This window comes from Corynebacterium sp. AOP40-4SA-5, from assembly GCF_052377355.1.
Lineage (GTDB): Bacteria > Actinomycetota > Actinomycetes > Mycobacteriales > Mycobacteriaceae > Corynebacterium.
This window is the reverse complement of record NZ_JBQSWS010000006.1, coordinates 23,297-40,895: the sequence shown is the minus strand read 5'-3', so window position 1 is coordinate 40,895 and position 17,599 is coordinate 23,297. Positions and strand designations below refer to the sequence as shown.

Below are 17,599 nucleotides of genomic sequence, written 5' to 3'. Positions count from 1 at the left end.
GGGGGAACATTCGGGTTTTTTGGCTGTCCGGCTGGATATCACGGTGCGGACATGGAACCCTGATGGGGTGTCGCCTCCCCACGTAGTGGGGTGGCGCCTGCTAATTCTGAACGATCAACCGCTACCACCTACTGAGGAGGCCAACGGTGAGTGAACAAACCTGGTTCATTATCGCCATGGTGATCTATCTGGCTGTGATGCTCGGCATCGGAGTCTGGAGTTTCACCAAGACAGACAAGTACGAGGACTACATGGTCGGAGGCCGCGGCCTCCACCCGTTCGTCGCCGCACTGTCCGCCGGCGCGTCCGACATGTCCGGCTGGCTGCTGATGGGTCTGCCCGGCGCACTGTTCATGTCAGGTTTCTCCGAGATCTGGATGGGCGTCGGGCTGCTGATCGGTTGCTGGCTGAACTGGAAGCTGGTCGCACCCCGGCTGCGTAGCTACACCGAGGTGTCGAACAACTCGATCACCGTGCCGTCGTTCTTCGAGAACCGCCTGCGCGACCACAGCCACACGCTGCGTGTGGTCGCCGGCATCATCATCCTGGTTTTCTTCGTCTTCTACGTGTCCTCCGGCATGGTCGCCGGCGGACGTTACTTCCAGTCCAGCTTCGACGGCGACTACCTCACCGGCCTGGCCATCATCGGTGCCGTCACCGTGGTGTACACCTTCGTCGGCGGCTTCCTCGCGGTGTCCTACACCGACGTGGTCCAGGGCTCGATGATGTTCCTGGCGCTGATCCTGGTGCCCGTCTTCGCGATCATCTCCCTGGACAACCCGGGGGACATCTTCACCTACCAGCTCGACAACGACTACGGGTCGATGGCCGACGGCGCAGTGAACGCCGTCGCGGCGAACTCGAACTTCTACAACCTGTTCCAGTTCAACGACACGACCACCTGGGCCGCGTTCATCATCATCATCTCGAACCTCGCCTGGGGCCTCGGCTACTTCGGCCAGCCCCACATCGTGGTTCGCTTCATGGCCATGCGTAAGCCGTCCGACGCCGTCGCCGGCCGTCGCTGGGGCGTCAGCTGGATGTTCCTGTGCCTCATCGGCGCGGTGTTCATCGTCATGACCGCCCCGGTCTTCTTCGCCCAGACCCCGGAGGCCATGTTCTCCGACACGGCGAACTACGAGACCACCTTCCTGGACATGGCCAAGGTGCTCTTCCACCCGCTGGTCGCCGGCCTGATCCTCACAGCCGTGCTGGCCGCGATCATGTCCACGGTCTCCTCGCAGCTGCTCGTGGTCGCCTCCGCACTGGTGGAGGACATCTACGCGGGCATGATCAACAAGAACGCCTCGGACACGCTGCTGAAGAACCTGTCGCGTGCGATGGTCGTCATCGTGGCGATCATCGCCGCGCTCATCGCCCTGGATCCGGATTCCGCGATCCTCGGCCTGGTGGAGTTCGCCTGGGCCGGCTTCGGTGCGGCCTTCGGCCCGGTCATCGTCGCCTCGCTGTACTGGCGTCGACTCAACGCCCAGGGTGCGGCTGCCGGCATGATCGCCGGCGCGCTCGTCGCCTTCATCTGGGGTGGCCTGCCGCAGTTCGGTGTCATGGACAAGCCCTTCGGCCTGTACGAGATGATCCCGGGCGTGGCGCTGAACGTCATCCTGATGGTCACCGTCACCCTGGCCACCAAGGCCCCCTCCAAGGAGATCACCGACGAGTTCGACGAGGCCCTGCGCTTCGCCCAGCTCACCGTCGACAACGGCGACGCCGACCTCGAGGCCGCCCGTGCCAAGGTCGAGGCAGAGTCTGCCGAGGGCAAGCTCTAGCAGTGATCCACCCCGGGCACTGACCCGCGCCCCGCGCGGATCTGCCCCGGACGGGAACCTCCGGACCGGTCGGGGGAGTCTCTCTTCACCATGAGACTCCCCCGGCCGGTTTCGTCGTTCCCGCCGTTGTTCGTCGCCGGCGCCCTGCTGGCCGCCTGCGTGCTGACCCCCTCCGGACGGGCGCAGGACGCCCCGGCGTCCGCCGACCGCGCGTCGGTGACGGCGGCGCTGGACGAACTGCGCACCGTCCCGCGCCGCGTCCACGTGCTCGGCTACTCGCGCGAGCACTTCGGCGGGTGGTCGCAGCAGTACGGCGACGGGGTGGGGTGCAGCACCCGGCACCTCGTCCTGTTGGACGCCTTCGCCGACCACTCCCCCGGTACGCCCGGCTCCTGCCCCGTCGCGACGGGCGAGACCACCGACGTGTACACCGGTGGACCGCTGAGCCCGGGGGACGTGGAGATCGACCACGTGGTCCCCCTCTCCGCGGCGTGGGACCACGGCGCGTGGGGGTGGGAGCGCTCGACGCGCGTGGCCTTCGCCAACGACCGGGAGGTCAACCTGTTGGCGGTCTCCGGCGCGGCGAACCAGGCCAAGAGTGACGGGACGCTGGGTGAATGGCTCCCGCAGACGGCGAAAGCCGGCTCCCTCTCGGGAGCCGGCTGTGCCTATGCCGCGCGCTATCTCGTGGTGAGCCTGACCTACCGGCTCACCGTCAGTGCCGCGGACGCGGACGCGGCACGACGGGTGTGCGGTCTGTGACCGTCAGTCGCGCTTCGCGCCGCGGTTGCCGCGGAAGCTGCCGCGTCCACCGCGGTCGCTGCGGTCGCGGTCGAAACGTCCGCCGCCGTTGCCACGGTCGTTCCGGCCGCGGTTGCCGCGGTCGTTACGGTCGTTGCGATCGTTACGGTCGCCGCGGGGACGCCCGCCGCCGCGGTTGCCACCACGGTCACCGCCGCGGTCGCCGTCCTGACGGGTACGCGCGGGGCGTCCGGCGGGGGCGCCGGGATCCGGCTCGATGTTGATCAGCTTGCCGGAGATCCGGGTCTGGTCGAGGGACTCGAAGGTCTCGCGCGGCAGGTCGGCCGGCAGCTCCACCAGGGAGTGCTCGGAGAAGATGCTGATCCGGCCGAAGTCGCGGGAATTCATGTTCCCCTCGTTGGCCAGGGCACCGACGATGGCTCCCGGGCGCACGCGCTGCCGGTGGCCGACGCCGATGCGGTAGACCGCGAGGGACTTGCCGTTACGGTCGGTGACCGTGGGCGCCTGCTTGTTGAAGCGCTCCTTGAACGGGCGGTGCACACCGGACTGGCCGTCGAAACCGTCACGGCGGTCGCCACGGTCCCCACGGTCGTTGCGGTCACGACGCTCGCGACGCGGCGGCTCCTGGATCTCCTCCATCAGGAACGGCTCCTTGCCCTGGAGCTTGGCGGCCAGGGCCGCGGCGATCTCCGTGGGCTCGACGTCGTTCTCGGTGGCGTACTCGGCGATCAGGTCGCGGAAGGTCGCGACCTGCTTGCCCTTGAGCGACTCGGTGATCGAGGCGTGGAACTTCTTCTTGCGTGCCTCGTTGACCTGGTCGACGCCCGGCAGCTCGATCTCGTTGAGCTTGGACTTGGTGGCCCGCTCGATGTTCTTGAGCAGCCGGCCCTCACGCGGGGTGACGAAGAGGATCGCGCGGCCGTGGCGACCGGCACGGCCGGTACGGCCGATGCGGTGCACGTAGGACTCGGTGTCGCGCGGGATGTCGTAGTTGAAGACGTGGGTGATGCGCTCCACGTCGAGACCACGGGCGGCGACGTCCGTGGCCACGAGGATGTCGAGGCGACCGTCCTTGAGCTGGTCGACGGTGCGCTCACGCTGGTTCTGCGGGATGTCACCGTTGATGGCGGCGGCGTCGAACCCGCGCTCACGCAGCTTCTCGGCGACCTCCTCGGTGTCGTTCTTCGTACGGACGAAGAGGATCATCGCGTCGAAGTCGGTGACCTCGAGGATGCTGGTCAGCGCGTTGAGCTTGTTGCGGTAGGTGACGTACAGGTAGTCCTGCTCGATGTTCTCCGCGGTGCGCTGCGTGGACTTCACCGTGATCTCGGCGGCGTCGTTCAGGTACTGCTTGGAGAGGCGACGGATCGCCGACGGCATGGTGGCCGAGAACAGGGCGACCTGGCGGTCGTCGGGGGTGTCGGACAGGATGCGCTCGACATCCTCCTGGAAGCCCATGTTGAGCATCTCGTCGGCCTCGTCGAGGACGAGGAAACGCAGACCGGACAGGTCGAGGCTGCCCTTGGCCAGGTGGTCGATCACACGACCGGGGGTGCCGACGACGACCTGGGCGCCACGGCGCAGGCCGGACAGCTGGGCACCGTAGGGTGCGCCACCGTAGATCGGCAGGACGCTGACGCCGCCGAGCTGCTTGGCGAAGGTCTCGAAGGAATCGGCGACCTGCAGGGCCAGCTCTCGCGTGGGGGCGAGAACCAGGACCTGCGGGGTGCGCTGGTTGGGGTCGAGGCGCGACAGCGCGGGCAGAGCGAAGGCAGCGGTCTTACCGGTACCGGTCTGCGCCAGACCCACGACGTCCCGACCCTCCATGAGGGTGGGGATGGTGGACGCCTGGATCGGCGACGGGGTCGTGAAGCCGACCCGTTCCACGGCCTCGAGGATCTTCGGCGGCAGGCCGAGGGTGTCGAAGCCGTTCTTCTCGTTTTCTGTTTGGATGTTCTTCTCGGTGACGTCCCCGTCCACAGTGCTCTCGGGAATCTCTGCGCCCACTTCGTCACCGAGGTCCGACGACCCCGTGACCGGGGAGGTGGCATCCTCGTGCAGATTCTCCTGAGGTACTGACGACTGGGAGGTTTCCGGCATATTTTCGTCGCCGGTTACGTTCTCAGTTTCAGACATTGACCTCACAGTACGTGGTCGGCGCCATAAAAGCGATTCGACCGGCCCGCGCTGTGATATAGGACTCCCCGATGGTTAGTATGTGAGTCCGTGAGTGACTTAAGCGCCCCCGTCCGGCAGGAACGCCAGCTCCGCCGCACGCTGACCCACCGGCACATCCACTTCATCGCACTGGGCTCCGCGATCGGCACCGGCCTGTTCTACGGTTCGTCCGGCGCCATCGGCGCCGCGGGCCCCGGCGTGGTGTTCGTCTACCTGCTCGGCGGCGCCGTGGTGTACTTCATGCTCCGGGCCCTGGGCGAGATGGCCGTCGCCGACCCCGCCCCCGGGTCCTTCGCCGAGTACTGCCGCCGGTACCTGGGCGGCTGGGCCGGCTACATCACCGGCTGGATGTACGCCTTCGAGATGATCATCGTGTGCCTGGCCGACCTCACGGCCATCACGGTGTACATGACCTTCTGGTTCCCCGACACCCCAGGCTGGGTCTGGGTCTCCGTGGCACTGCTGATCGTCGGCGCGGCGAACCTGGCCAGTGCGCGCTGGTACGGGGAGCTGGAGTTCTGGTTCACCTCGATCAAGGTCACGGCCGTGGTGGCGATGATCCTCGGCGGTGCGGCGATCCTGGTCTTCAACCTCGACACCGGCGGGTCCGCCGGATTCGACAACCTGTGGAACGACGGCGGCCTGTTCCCCAACGGCGTGACCGGCGTGTTCAGCGCCCTGATCCTCGTGCTCTTCGCCTTCGGCGGCACCGAGATCATCGGGGTTACCGCCGGGGAGGCCGCCGACCACGAGAAGACGATCCCCAAGGCCGTCAACACCGTGCCGATGCGCATCCTGCTGTTCTACGTGCTGGCGATCCTGGTGATCGTGGCGGTGATCCCCTGGCGGCAGATCACCGGCGAGGAGTCCCCGTTCGTCCAGATCTTCAGCGACCTGGGTATCGGCTGGGCCGCGGCGGCACTGAACGTCGTGGTGGTCTCCGCTGCGCTCTCGGCGATCAACTCCGACCTCTACGGCGCCGGACGCGTGGTCTTCGGCATGGCCCGCCAGGGCCTGTCCCCGCGGATCTTCGCGCGGCTGAACCACCGGGGCGTCCCGGTGACCACGATCGGGGTCATGCTGGTCGTCCTGCTGGTCGGTGTGGCCCTTCAGCTCGCCAGCAGCACCGCTGCGGAGATGTTCCAGAGCATCGCGGCGCTGGCCACCTTCGCCACCGTCTTCGTCTGGCTGATGATCCTGCTCGCCCACCTCGGCAGCCGCTACGGCAGGAACGCGGTGACGAAGGACGACGGCACTCCCCCGGCGTTCCCGGTCCCGCTGTGGCCGGTGGGCCAGTTCTTCGCCATCGGGGTGATTCTGATCACCTTCGGGACGATGGTCTGGATGGACGAGTACCACTCCGCCCTCTGGGCGGGGGTGATCTTCCTGGTCGCGATGACCGCGCTCTACCCCCTCACCCGGCGCCGCGCGGCCGCCGCCGCGTCTGATCCAGCGTCCGACTCCCCGCAGCGGGGGGATGACATCGGGGGAGAGTAGCTCTCCGTACGTCCGTTCCCTTACCTTTGTAGTGTCCTTCTACCCCCTTACCGGGGACCATCACGACCGCCCCCTAGGAGCTCCCACACCCATGAGTGCACCGGCCACCGATTCCCAGAGCGACTGGAACTCCCGCATCCTGCTTGCCGAGCAGATCCTCCCGCTCCTCTCCCGCCTGCACCGGGAGCACAACGTCGTCACGTCCGTCTTCGGTCGCCTGCTGATCAACGTGACCGGTGTCGACGTGATCAAGTCGCACCGTTACGCACGTCTGGTGACCGACCGTGAGCTGCCGCTGAGCTCCACCCTGCCGATCCTGCAGGAGCTGGTGGAGATGAACCTCGGCAGCGCCTCGATCGACCTGGGACGCCTGGCCACCGGCTACGAGGCCGAGGGCGAGTCCGCCGGCACACTGCGCGACTACCTCGAGCGTGAGCTCGCCGAGGTCGTCGGCGCCCACACCGAGAAGGATCCGACGGACGTCGTCCTGTACGGCTTCGGACGTATCGGACGCCTGCTCGCCCGCATCCTCATCGCCCGCGAAGCCGCCTACGGCGGCGTGCGTCTGCGCGCCATGGTCGTGCGACGCAACGGCGACGACGACCTGGAGAAGCGCGCCAGCCTGCTGCGTCGTGACTCGGTGCACGGCGCCTTCGACGGGACGATCTCCGTCGACCACGACAACGAGATCATCTGGGCCAACGGCACCCCGATCCAGGTCATCTACTCCAACGACCCGGCGTCCGTGGACTACACCTCCTACGGCATCGACAACGCGGTACTCGTCGACAACACCGGCCGCTGGCGCGACCGCGAGGGACTCTCCCAGCACCTCGCGGCCAACGGTGTGGCCAAGGTCCTGCTGACCGCGCCCGGCAAGGGCGACGTGCGCAACCTGGTCTACGGGATCAACCACGACGACATCACCGAGGACGACTCGGACCGCATCCTGTCCGCCGCGTCCTGCACCACCAACGCGATCACGCCGGTGCTCAAGGTGATCAACGACCGCTACGGCATCAGCCACGGCCACGTCGAGACGGTGCACTCGTTCACCAACGACCAGAACCTCATCGACAACTTCCACAAGGGCGACCGGCGCGGACGTGCCGCGGGTCTGAACATGGTCATCACCGAGACCGGCGCCGCCAAGGCCGTGGCCAAGGCGCTGCCGGAGCTCGGCGGAAAGCTCACCGGCAACGCCATCCGCGTCCCCACCCCGGACGTCTCGATGGCGGTGCTGAACCTCAACCTCGACACCGAGACCACCCGCGACGAGGTCAACGACTACCTCCACAAGGTCGCCCTGCACTCGAACCTGCGTCAGCAGATCGACTACATCAAGTCCCCCGAGGTGGTCTCCACCGACTTCGTGGGCTCCACCCACGCCGGCATCGTCGACGGTCTCGCCACCATCGCCGAGGGCAGTAACCTGGTGGTCTACGTGTGGTACGACAACGAGTACGGCTACTCCAACCAGGTGATCCGCATCGTCGAGGAGATCGCCGGCGCGCGTCCGCGGGTGTTCCCCCAGCGTGTCGCACCGGTGGACCTCTACTGACCTCAGCACTATTTTCGAACGGATGTTCGATTGACCACGGCCGGTCGCGGATTCATGTCCGCGGCCGGCCGTAGTGTTCCCGGCATGGAGAACACCACCACACCCACGACACCGTCCATCCACGTCCTGATGCGTCGGCCGCTCAGTGCACTGAGGCCGGCACCGTCCGTCTCCCGTGCCGCCGAGCGGTGCGCCACGGTCCTGCGCCACCCGCGCAGCCGTATCCGCGTCTCCCCCGGCTGGACGGCCCCGTCCCTGCGCATCGCACTCCCCTCCGGCCCCGCACAGGTGTTCATGTCACGTCACCGGGTCTCCACCACCATGTGGCGCAGGCTCACGGGGGCCGGACTGGACGAGACCCCACCGCCGTCACCCGTCCACCTGGTCACCCTGACCGCCAGGGCGGAGAAGTCGAAGCTGACCGCGTCCGCCCGGAACATGACCACGGACGTGCACTCGCTGTTCCGTCGGACGCTCAGGTCCGACGCCGATGAGACCGGCGAGGGTGCCGAGGACGGCCAGGGCGGCCAGCTCGTCTGCGGCCACGTGCTCTGGGTGTCACAGGAGTCCTGCGGCGGGCCCGCCCGGACCGACGGACTCATGGAGTGGACGTGGCACGCCCTCCTGAGCGGTGAACCCGGCCGCGCATCAGCACCCGAACCCGGTCACGGCACCGCGGCCTGACCGTCCCCATCATCGTCTTCATCGTCTTCGTCGTCTTCCTCCCACAGGGTTTCCAGCGGAACCAGGAGAGCCTCCCAGTCCGGGGCCTGGACCTGCGCCAGGGCGAGGACGTCGAAGAGCCGGTCGAAGTCGGTGTACACGCCGAGGTCAAGGACCTCCTCGGACATCTCCGCGACGTTGCTGACCAGCCCACGGAACATGGCCTGGCGTTCCATCTCCGAGTACTCCTCGCCCACCGAGTCGCCGTCCCAGACGTCGGCGATTGCCTCGTCCATGAGGTCCTCGAACCCGTCGCCAAGGGAGATGAACTCGACGCGTGCCGTCGGTTCGGTCGACTCGCCGTCGAGGGTGACGACCAGCTCCGAGCTCTCCCCGATCTCCGCGGAGACGCGGAGGGCGTCGACCGGGTCCTGCACGAACTCCAGGTCGACGATCCTGGAGTCCGTGCCGTCGATCAGGTCGCGGATCACGCCGACGACCTGGTCGGTCGCGATATGGCGGGCAACGGTGGCGACCGCCTCCTCGACAGAGAAGACAACACCCACCAGGGCTGCCTCGAACTCCTCGTCATCCTCGGCGACGTCGGCCATGGCGAGGAACACGTTCGCCGCCACCAGTCCGGCAGGAACCCCCTCCCCGATCTCCACGAACTGGATCTCGAGGTCCGAGGACACCGGGACGAAAACCGTCCCGTCATTCACCCTCGACTCAATGCCCTCGGCATCCAGCGACTCAGCAACATCCTCATAGAACCCCATGGCGGGCGCCTCCTCGGTACTTCCTCCGAATGATGTGCAGCTTGCGCAGGCTTCGCGCGGTCGGGCTGCCGGAACGACACCATGCTAGCCCAGTTGCCGCCACACGTCCCTGCCCACGGCCCCGCCCTCCTCGCCTCTCGCTTCGCCGCCCACCAGGAGTGGTTTCGTCCAGGTAACGGGCCCATCTCCGCGAGCCATACGCGAAGCTACTGAAAACATACGCTCAGCTGGCAATATCGACACCTCCCCCACCACGGTCACGGAAACTGGTGTTGTAGTAGGGTGGAACGTCGAGATTGACCACATCATGAAATGAGGCGAGGACCTGCTGTGAACAGCACCAATTTCGGCCAAAATGAATGGCTGGTCGACCAGATGTACCAGCAGTTCAAGGAAGACCCCCAGTCCGTAGATCCGGAATGGCGGGAACTCTTCAACAAGCGGCCGGACAAGGTTGACCACGCATCGGGGACGACGTCCCCGAGCTCCACGACCTCCGAGAACGACGGCACGTCCGCCGACAAGGGGACCAAGACCGCCAAGGCTTCGACCGGACCGTCGAAGTCCGAGCCGAAGGCCGCGGCGAGCAGCACCGGCGGCTCCAAGCCCGGCAAGCCCGGTAAGCCCAAGGGCGCGGTGGCCCCGAAGAAGTCGCTTTCTGCATCGGTTAACCCGATTCCGGACCGCGTGGCTCCCCCGGCGCCCAAGGGCCCGGCCGAGGCACCCACCGCCGGCGAGCACCCCCTCAAGGGAGCGCAGAAGTCCATCGCCAAGAACATGGACATCTCCCTGGAGATCCCCACCGCGACCACCGTGCGCGACATGCCCGCCAAGCTCATGTTCGAGAACCGCGCGATGGTCAACGACCACCTGATGTCCCGCGGTAAGGGCAAGATCAGCTTCACCCACATCATCGGCTGGGCGATGGTCAAGGCCGTCCAGGCCCACCCCTCGATGAACAACAACTACAAGCTCGTCGACGGCAAGCCCGTCCAGGTCACCCCCGAGCACATCAACCTCGGCCTGGCCATCGACATGGTCAGCAAGAACGGTGCCCGCAACCTCGTGGTCGCCGCCATCCGCGAGTGCGAGACCCTGACCTTCGACGGTTTCGTCGAGGCCTACGAGGACATCGTCAGCCGTGCCCGTGTCGGCAAGCTGACGATGGACGACTTCAGCGGTGTGACGATCCAGCTCACCAACCCCGGTGGCATCGGCACCCGCCACTCCGTTCCGCGCCTGACCCGCGGGCAGGGCACCATCGTCGGCGTCGGTGCCATGGACTACCCGGCGGAGTTCGCCGGCGCGTCCGAGGACCGCCTGGCGGACATGGGTGTCGGCAAGCTCGTCACCATGACCTCCACCTACGACCACCGCATCATCCAGGGTGCGGAGTCCGGCGAGTTCCTGCGCGACATCAGCCGCCTGCTGATCAACGACGACTTCTGGGACGACCTGTTCGCCGCCATGGCCGTGCCCTACGCCCCCGTGCGCTGGAGCCAGGACCTGCCGAACATCGGCGTCGACAAGTCGACCCGCGTCATGCAGCTCATCGAGGCCTACCGCAGCCGTGGTCACCTGATCGCCGACATCGACCCGCTGCTGTGGACCCAGCCGGGTCTGCCGGTCCCCGACCACTCCGACCTGGAGATCGAGACCCACGGCCTGACCCTGTGGGACTACGACCGCAGCTTCAACGTGGGTGGGTTCGCCGGCCGCGAGAAGATGACCCTCCGCGAGGTGCTGGCCACGCTGCGCCGCGCCTACACGCTGAAGGTCGGCTCCGAGTACACCCACATCCTCGACCACGACGAGCGTCAGTGGCTCGAGGAGCAGATCGAGGGTGGCCAGCCCAAGCTGTCCAACCCCGAGCAGAAGTACCTCCTGCAGACCCTGAACTCCGCAGAGGCCTTCGAGAACTTCCTGCAGACCAAGTACATCGGCCAGAAGCGTTTCTCCCTCGAGGGTGCCGAGTCGCTGATCCCGCTGCTGGACGCCGCCGTGGACTCCGCCGCCGAGCAGGGTCTCGAAGAGGTCGTCATCGGCATGCCCCACCGTGGCCGCCTCAACGTGCTGGCCAACATCGTGGGCAAGCCGTACTCCAAGGTCTTCACCGAGTTCGAGGGCAACATCGAGCCGACCGTCGCCGGCGGCTCCGGTGACGTCAAGTACCACCTCGGCCAGACCGGCCAGTACACCCAGATGTTCGGTGACAACGACATCGACATCACCCTGACCGCGAACCCCTCGCACCTCGAGGCGGTCAACCCGGTCATGGAGGGTCTCGCACGCGCCCACCAGGACATCTCGACCAGCCAGGCCGAGCACCCGGTCATGCCGATCCTGATGCACGGCGACGCGGCCTTCACCGGCCTCGGCATCGTCCAGGAGACCATCAACCTCGCCCGCCTCGACGGCTACTCCGTCGGCGGCACGGTGCACGTCGTGGTCAACAACCAGATCGGGTTCACCACGACCCCGGACTCCGGTCGCTCGACCCACTACGTCACCGACCTGGCGAAGGGCTTCGACGCCCCGATCTTCCACGTCAACGGCGACGATCCCGAGGCAGTCGTCTGGGTCGCACGTCTGGCCGTCGAGTACCGTCGCCGCTTCGGCAAGGACGTCTTCATCGACCTGGTCTGCTACCGCCGCCGCGGTCACAACGAGTCCGACGACCCGTCGATGACCCAGCCGGAGATGTACGACCGCATCCACGACCGCTCCACCGTGCGCGCTCTCTACCACGACACCCTCGTGGGACGTGGCGAGCTGTCGGAGGAGGACGCCCAGCGCGCCGCCGACGACTTCCACGGCCAGCTGGAGACGGTCTTCAACCAGGTGCGCGAGGCCGAGAAGGGCACTGCCCCGGCCGAGCAGACCGGCATCGCCGGTTCCCAGGCCCTGACCCGTGGGCTGGACACATCCGTCTCCCGCGAGGTCGTCGAGGCCGTCGGAGACGCCTTCACCGGCGTCCCGGAGGGATTCAACGTCCACCAGCGCGTCAAGCCGGTCGTCAAGCGCCGTCAGGAGATGACCCGAAAGGGCGGCATCGACTGGGCCTTCGGCGAGCTGCTCGCCTTCTCCACCCTGGCCCAGGACGGGCGTCTCGTGCGCCTGGCCGGTGAGGACTCCCTGCGAGGCACCTTCACCCAGCGCCACGCCGTGCTCTTCGACTCCGAGACCACCGAGGCCTACAGCCCGCTGGAGAAGCTCGCCGAGGAGTCCGGCAACGGCGGATCGTTCCGTGCCTACAACTCCCCGCTGACCGAGTTCGCCGGTCTCGGCTTCGAGTACGGCTACTCGGTGGGCAACATCGACGCCGTCGTCGCCTGGGAGGCCCAGTTCGGTGACTTCGTCAACGGTGGCCAGACCATCATCGACCAGTACATCGCCTCCGGTGAGGCGAAGTGGGGTCAGCTCTCCAGCGTCATCATGCTGCTGCCCCACGGTTACGAGGGACAGGGCCCGGACCACTCCAGCGCCCGTATCGAGCGGTTCCTGCAGATGGCCGCCGAGGGTTCGATGACCATCGCCCAGCCGTCCACCCCGGCGAACCACTTCCACCTGCTGCGTCGCCACGCCATGGGCACGATGCGTCGTCCGTTGGTGGTCTTCACCCCGAAGTCGATGCTGCGCAACAAGGCCGCGACCTCGCCGGTGGAGGACTTCACCGAGGTCAAGGGCTTCCGCTCCGTGCTCGACGACCCGCGCCTGGCGGACTCCGCCGCCACGCACGAGGAGATCACCACGGTCCTGTTCTGCTCGGGCAAGATCTACTACGACCTCGAGAAGAAGCGTCAGGAGGACGGTCGCGACGACGTCGCCATCGCCCGCATGGAGATGCTGCACCCGCTGCCGCACAACCGTGTCAAGGAGATCCTGGACCGGTACCCGAACGCCGAGTACCGCTGGGTCCAGGACGAGCCCGCCAACCAGGGCCCGTGGCCGTTCCTGGCCCTCAACCTGCCGGAGCGTATCGAGGGTCTGCGCCTGAAGCGCGTCTCCCGCCGCGCCCAGTCGTCCACGGCGACCGGCCTGGCCAAGGTCCACAAGCTTGAGCAGGAGCAGCTGCTCAACGAGGCGTTCGCGAAGTAGCGTCCCCACCCCGCCGTCGCCGGCCGGGGGCGGGGAAAAGCCGGAGGCCCGGCGGGAACCGAAAGGTTCCCGCCGGGCCTCCGGCATGTCCGGGCGGCTAGGAGCTGTCGGACGACTCCTCGGCGAGGTCGTCGTCGGACACCCCTCCGGCGACGTTGTTCAACGCCCGCCGGTCAGGACGGTCCAGCGCGGTCTTGCGGTAGACGGCGACGAAGTTCTGCGGCAGGGAGTCGTCGTCGCACGCCGCCACCTCACCGGGGTCGCTGGCCTGCAGATCCGTCGGCAGCGCCGAGAACATCGTCGAGTGGGCGATGTCGCGCCACTGCGAGGCGTCCGCACCCTCCTCCTGTGCCTCGGCGTAGAGCCCCCGCAGCTCCTCGCCCTTCGCCGGGTCGAGCTCGTCGAGCAGCTCGCCCACACAACCGATCACCACGCTGACCTCGCCGTTGTGCAGCTTGTCCAGCCGGTCACCCGTGGTCACGTCCCGGGCCTCGACCTCCCGGCCCGCCGCCTCGAAGGCACTGCGGTACCTGTCCTCCAGCCGGTGCTGGACGGTGTCGTCGGTGACCCCCAGGTACACCGGACCCGAGGTCTCCTCGCTCATGGCCACCGACGCGGGGCCGGTGACACCGCCTGCCGTGCAGGACGACACCCCTGCCGCCGCTACGAGGACCGACGCCGCGACCGCCGTACGGCGCGCGCCGGCGCGCGTCCACCGTCCGGCACGTGCCGTGTTCCCGTGAGTGCTCATGCGCCCGTCCTGTCCATCGTCTCGTCCGCCACCGGCCCAGCCTCTCACACCCATCTCACCACCACGCCACGAGATACACGCCCACCAGCGCCAGCCAGGGCACGATCCCCCACCACCGGGCACGGTCGGAGAGCAGCGCCCCGGCCGTGGCCACCACCGCCGCCACCGCATGGGGGATCCACAACGGGCTCCCCAGCACCGCGAGGATGAGCGCGACCCCGCACAGGCCACCGGCTATCAGACGCGACATGGTTTCCTTCCGCTCATTCGGCAGTAGCTCGACATCCGCACCAGAATACCTGCAGTGCGCGTCCCGGAAGAAGCCGTACAGGCCGGTTCAGGGCGCGGTCACAGGAAGCTGTGCCGTAACCTCTAGTTCCATGAACTCCACTGCGAACGCCGGCAGGAACCCCAGCCGGATCACCACACGGTTCTTCGCCGGCCGTCTCGCCGGGATGCTCCTGCTCGGCGCGGACGGCGAGTCGCTCGGACGCGTCCGTGACGTCGTGTTGACCATCCGCTCCACCCGCGCGGTCGCTCTCGGCATCGTCGCGGAGGTCGGCGCGAAACGCCGCATCTTCCTCCCCATGGGCCGCATCGCCTCGATCGACCCGAAGGAGGTCACCCTCAACACCAGCTCGGTGAGCCTGCGTCCCTTCCGTTCCCGTGCCGGTGAGATCTCGGTGATGGAGGATCTCGTCGGGGCGATGGTGCACACCGACGACCCGGAGTTCGGCCACCTGGCCGGACGGGCCGTGGAGATCTCCGACGTGGAGCTGGAACGCACCCGGACCCGTGAGTGGGAGCTCAGCCGGGTGGCCGTGTTCACCCGCGGACGACTGGGCCGGCGCACCACCCCGGCGGTCATCCCCTTCACCCACGTCCACGGTCTGTCCGCCTCGGGTACCGGGCCGGTTGACATGGACGCCGAGCTGATCGCCGAGTTCGCCACGATGCGCAACGCGGACGTCGCCCACGCCCTGCGCGACATGGACCGGGAACGCCGGCTGCGCGTCGCCGCCGAGCTCGACGACGAGCGTCTGGCCGACGTCATCGCCGAGCTGCCCGACGACGAGCAGACCGAGATCGTGGAGGTGCTCAACATCGAGCGCGCCGCGACGATCCTGGAGGAGATGGACCCCGACGACGCCGCCGACCTGCTCGGTGAACTGCCCGGGGACAAGGCCGACGTCCTGCTCGAGCTGATGGACCCGGAGGAGTCAGAGCCGGTGCGCCGTCTGATGAGCTTCTCCCCCGACACCGTCGGTGCGCTGATGACCTCCGACGCGATCATCCTCACCCCGCAGGCGACCGTCGCCGAGGCCCTGGCGCACGCCCGCAACCCCGAGGTGCCGTTGTCGTTGAGCTCGTTGATCTTCGTCGTCCGCCCACCGCAGGCCACCCCGACGGGGCGCTACCTGGGGTGCGTGCACCTGCAGAAGCTGCTGCGCGAACCGCCGTCGTCCCTGGTCGGCGGCATCCTCGACCTCGAGCTTCCGGCGCTGCACCCGGAGGACACCGAGGAGACCGCGGCGCGCTACTTCGCCACCTACAACCTGGTCTCCGCGCCGGTCCTCGACGAGGACTCCCACCTGCTCGGGGTCGTCGGCGTCGACGACCTGCTCGACCACCTGCTGCCGGAGAACTGGCGCGACGACGACTGGCGCAGCAACCGCCGGGCTGCCACCACCACCCCGTCCGCCTGACGAGAAAGAGACACCCCATGCCCGACAATTTCTCCCGGACCGACCTCGACACCCCGTCGACGGGGCCTCGTCGCCGCCTGTTCGCCTACAACGACGACGCGGTGGGCGTCGGCGCCGAGAAGGTCGCCCGTTTCCTCGGAACCGGCCGCTACCTGATGTGGCAGACGATCATCGTGATCGTCTGGATCTGCCTCAACGTCGGCGGCTTCTGGTGGAACTGGGACGTCTACCCGTTCATTCTGCTCAACCTGGCGTTCTCCACGCAGGCCGCCTATGCGGCACCGTTGATCCTGCTGGCCCAGAACCGGCAGGACGACCGTGACCGTGTGTCCCTGAACGAGGACCGCCGGCGAGCCGAGGAGACGAAGGCGGACACCGAGTTCCTCGCCCGTGAGCTCGCCGGACTGCGCATCGCCGTGGGCGAGAACGTGACCCGCGACTACCTGCGCCGCGAACTCGACGACCTCGGGGACGTGCTGCGCCGCATCGAGGACAAGCTGGAGGACCGTCGCAACGACGAACTGCCGGATGACAGGGACGAGACGGCCGCCGGCGGCCGCTGACCGCACACGGTGATTGGCCCTGAATCGGGGTGGGCGTATCATCGGGGTCAATGTCTACTGTCACTGAATCAGCAGTTCGCAGCGCCCTGGACACTGTCGAGGACCCGGAACTCAACAAGCCGATCACGGAACTCGGCATGGTCAAGTCCATCGACGTCGACGGCTCGTCCGTGGCCGTCGAGATCTACCTCACCATCGCCGGTTGCCCGATGAAGTCCACGCTCACCACGCGTACCCGCGAGGCCGCGGAGAGCGTGGAGGGGGTCGAGAGTGTCACGGTGGCCACGGACGTGATGAGTGACGAGCAACGTCGCGAACTCCGCACCCAGCTGCGCGGCGGTGTCTCCGAGCCGGTCATCCCCTTCGCCCAGCCGGAGTCGACGACCCGCGTCTTCGCGGTGGCCTCCGGCAAGGGCGGTGTCGGCAAGTCCTCGGTCACGGTGAACCTCGCGACCGCCCTGGCGCGGCGCGGGCTGAACGTCGGTGTCGTCGACGCCGACATCTACGGTCACTCGGTGCCGCACATGATGGGCTCGAACCACCGCCCGCACCAGGTCGACGACATGATCATCCCGCCGCAGGCGCACGGGGTGAAGATCATGTCCATCGGGCACTTCCTCGAGGGCAACTCGCCGGTGGTGTGGCGCGGGCCGATGCTGCACCGCGCGATCCAGCAGTTCCTGGCGGACGTCTTCTGGGGCGACCTGGACATCCTGCTGCTCGACCTCCCGCCGGGAACCGGCGACGTGGCGATCTCCGTCGCACAGCTCGTGCCGAACGCCGAACTGCTGATCGTGACGACGCCGCAGACGGCGGCCGCCGAGGTGGCCGAGCGTGCCGGGAGTATCTCGGAGCAGACCCGTCAGCGCATCGGCGGGGTCATCGAGAACATGAGCTGGATGGACATGCCTGACGGCAGCCGGATGGACATCTTCGGCACCGGTGGCGGCCAGGTCGTGGCGGACCGGTTGAGCCAGCTCACCGGCGGGGAGGTTCCCCTCATGGGGCAGATCCCGCTGGACCCGAACCTGCGCATCGGCGGCGACCTCGGCAACCCGATCGCCATCTCCGAGCCGGACTCGGCCGCGGGCAAGGCACTCGGCGCGATCGCCGACAAGCTCTCCACCCGCCGGCAGTCCCTGGCCGGGCGTCAGCTGAACCTCGGGGTCGCCGGGCAGTAGCCGACCACTACACGTCTCAGGCGCCTCACCTTGCCGGGTGAGGCGCCTGAACTGTCTGGCCTACAAGTGTGTT

13 protein-coding genes are annotated in these 17,599 nt (G+C 67.6%); 9 read left to right on the top strand and 4 right to left on the bottom strand.

From position 1 onward, the window contains the following. Positions 1-146: 146 nt before the first annotated feature. Positions 147-1,787: a sodium/proline symporter PutP gene (gene putP, locus ACT3S3_RS05090; RefSeq protein ID WP_444626387.1), complete on the top strand. Its 1,641-nt coding sequence runs from the start codon at positions 147-149 to the stop codon at positions 1,785-1,787. A 90-nt stretch (positions 1,788-1,877) separates the two neighbouring features. Next, the gene (locus ACT3S3_RS05085) at positions 1,878-2,549 is read left to right on the top strand and encodes an HNH endonuclease family protein (RefSeq protein ID WP_444626385.1); all 672 of its coding nucleotides are present in this window, start codon (positions 1,878-1,880) and stop codon (positions 2,547-2,549) included. Between the two features lie 3 nt (positions 2,550-2,552). On the opposite strand, the gene ACT3S3_RS05080 is transcribed toward ACT3S3_RS05085, so the two are convergent. After that, positions 2,553-4,685, bottom strand: a complete 2,133-nt coding sequence (locus ACT3S3_RS05080; protein ID WP_301441817.1) for a DEAD/DEAH box helicase — start codon at positions 4,683-4,685, stop codon at positions 2,553-2,555. 90 nt (positions 4,686-4,775) lie between these two features. Between ACT3S3_RS05080 and ACT3S3_RS05075 the strand changes: the two genes are divergently transcribed. From ACT3S3_RS05075 to ACT3S3_RS05065, 3 genes are all read left to right on the top strand, one after another. Then, complete coding sequence (locus ACT3S3_RS05075; protein ID WP_301441816.1) at positions 4,776-6,224, top strand: amino acid permease; 1,449 nt, start codon at positions 4,776-4,778, stop codon at positions 6,222-6,224. Positions 6,225-6,315: 91 nt separating this feature from the next. Further along, positions 6,316-7,785, top strand: a complete 1,470-nt coding sequence (locus tag ACT3S3_RS05070; protein ID WP_301441815.1) for a glyceraldehyde-3-phosphate dehydrogenase — start codon at positions 6,316-6,318, stop codon at positions 7,783-7,785. 84 nt (positions 7,786-7,869) lie between these two features. Beyond that, positions 7,870-8,469: a hypothetical protein gene (locus ACT3S3_RS05065; protein ID WP_444626383.1), complete on the top strand. Its 600-nt coding sequence runs from the start codon at positions 7,870-7,872 to the stop codon at positions 8,467-8,469. Here ACT3S3_RS05065 and ACT3S3_RS05060 read toward each other — a convergent pair. Continuing rightward, positions 8,451-9,227 carry a hypothetical protein gene (locus tag ACT3S3_RS05060; protein WP_441582150.1) on the bottom strand — a complete coding sequence of 259 codons (777 nt, stop codon included), beginning with the start codon at positions 9,225-9,227 and terminating at the stop codon, positions 8,451-8,453. The two genes, ACT3S3_RS05065 and ACT3S3_RS05060, sit on opposite strands and share 19 nt — an antisense overlap. A gap of 330 nt (positions 9,228-9,557) precedes the next feature. On the opposite strand from ACT3S3_RS05060, the gene ACT3S3_RS05055 reads away from it, so the two are divergent. Continuing rightward, positions 9,558-13,325 carry a multifunctional oxoglutarate decarboxylase/oxoglutarate dehydrogenase thiamine pyrophosphate-binding subunit/dihydrolipoyllysine-residue succinyltransferase subunit gene (locus tag ACT3S3_RS05055; RefSeq protein WP_301442215.1) on the top strand — a complete coding sequence of 1,256 codons (3,768 nt, stop codon included), beginning with the start codon at positions 9,558-9,560 and terminating at the stop codon, positions 13,323-13,325. Between the two features lie 97 nt (positions 13,326-13,422). On the opposite strand, the gene ACT3S3_RS05050 is transcribed toward ACT3S3_RS05055, so the two are convergent. Then, positions 13,423-14,076, bottom strand: coding sequence for a hypothetical protein (locus ACT3S3_RS05050; RefSeq protein WP_301442214.1), 654 nt, complete (start codon positions 14,074-14,076; stop codon positions 13,423-13,425). 55 nt (positions 14,077-14,131) lie between these two features. Next, entirely contained in the window at positions 14,132-14,326 is a 195-nt protein-coding gene (locus tag ACT3S3_RS05045) for a hypothetical protein (RefSeq protein WP_301442213.1), read from the bottom strand. Between the two features lie 130 nt (positions 14,327-14,456). Between ACT3S3_RS05045 and ACT3S3_RS05040 the strand changes: the two genes are divergently transcribed. From ACT3S3_RS05040 to ACT3S3_RS05030, 3 genes are read left to right on the top strand one after another with little or no spacing between them, the layout of a single operon-like run. Further along, a complete protein-coding gene (locus ACT3S3_RS05040; protein WP_301442212.1) occupies positions 14,457-15,782 on the top strand; it encodes a magnesium transporter MgtE N-terminal domain-containing protein in 1,326 nt (441 codons plus the stop codon). Between the two features lie 17 nt (positions 15,783-15,799). Next, complete coding sequence (locus ACT3S3_RS05035; RefSeq protein ID WP_301442211.1) at positions 15,800-16,345, top strand: DUF1003 domain-containing protein; 546 nt, start codon at positions 15,800-15,802, stop codon at positions 16,343-16,345. A gap of 50 nt (positions 16,346-16,395) precedes the next feature. Further along, on the top strand, positions 16,396-17,526 hold the full coding sequence (locus tag ACT3S3_RS05030; protein ID WP_301442210.1) for an Mrp/NBP35 family ATP-binding protein: 1,131 nt from the start codon (positions 16,396-16,398) through the stop codon (positions 17,524-17,526). Positions 17,527-17,599: the final 73 nt, after the last annotated feature.

What these genes read in the sequence shown, in the direction of transcription:
- ACT3S3_RS05085 (WP_444626385.1), top strand. Translation starts at nt 1,878, where the DNA reads ATGAGACTCCCCCGGCCGGTTTCGTCGTTCCCGCCGTTGTTCGTCGCC.
- ACT3S3_RS05080 (WP_301441817.1), bottom strand. Translation starts at nt 4,685, where the DNA reads ATGTCTGAAACTGAGAACGTAACCGGCGACGAAAATATGCCGGAAACC.
- ACT3S3_RS05070 (WP_301441815.1), top strand. Translation starts at nt 6,316, where the DNA reads ATGAGTGCACCGGCCACCGATTCCCAGAGCGACTGGAACTCCCGCATC.
- ACT3S3_RS05065 (WP_444626383.1), top strand. Translation starts at nt 7,870, where the DNA reads ATGGAGAACACCACCACACCCACGACACCGTCCATCCACGTCCTGATG.
- ACT3S3_RS05060 (WP_441582150.1), bottom strand. Translation starts at nt 9,227, where the DNA reads ATGGGGTTCTATGAGGATGTTGCTGAGTCGCTGGATGCCGAGGGCATT.
- ACT3S3_RS05050 (WP_301442214.1), bottom strand. Translation starts at nt 14,076, where the DNA reads ATGAGCACTCACGGGAACACGGCACGTGCCGGACGGTGGACGCGCGCC.
- ACT3S3_RS05045 (WP_301442213.1), bottom strand. Translation starts at nt 14,326, where the DNA reads ATGTCGCGTCTGATAGCCGGTGGCCTGTGCGGGGTCGCGCTCATCCTC.
- ACT3S3_RS05040 (WP_301442212.1), top strand. Translation starts at nt 14,457, where the DNA reads ATGAACTCCACTGCGAACGCCGGCAGGAACCCCAGCCGGATCACCACA.
- ACT3S3_RS05035 (WP_301442211.1), top strand. Translation starts at nt 15,800, where the DNA reads ATGCCCGACAATTTCTCCCGGACCGACCTCGACACCCCGTCGACGGGG.
- ACT3S3_RS05030 (WP_301442210.1), top strand. Translation starts at nt 16,396, where the DNA reads ATGTCTACTGTCACTGAATCAGCAGTTCGCAGCGCCCTGGACACTGTC.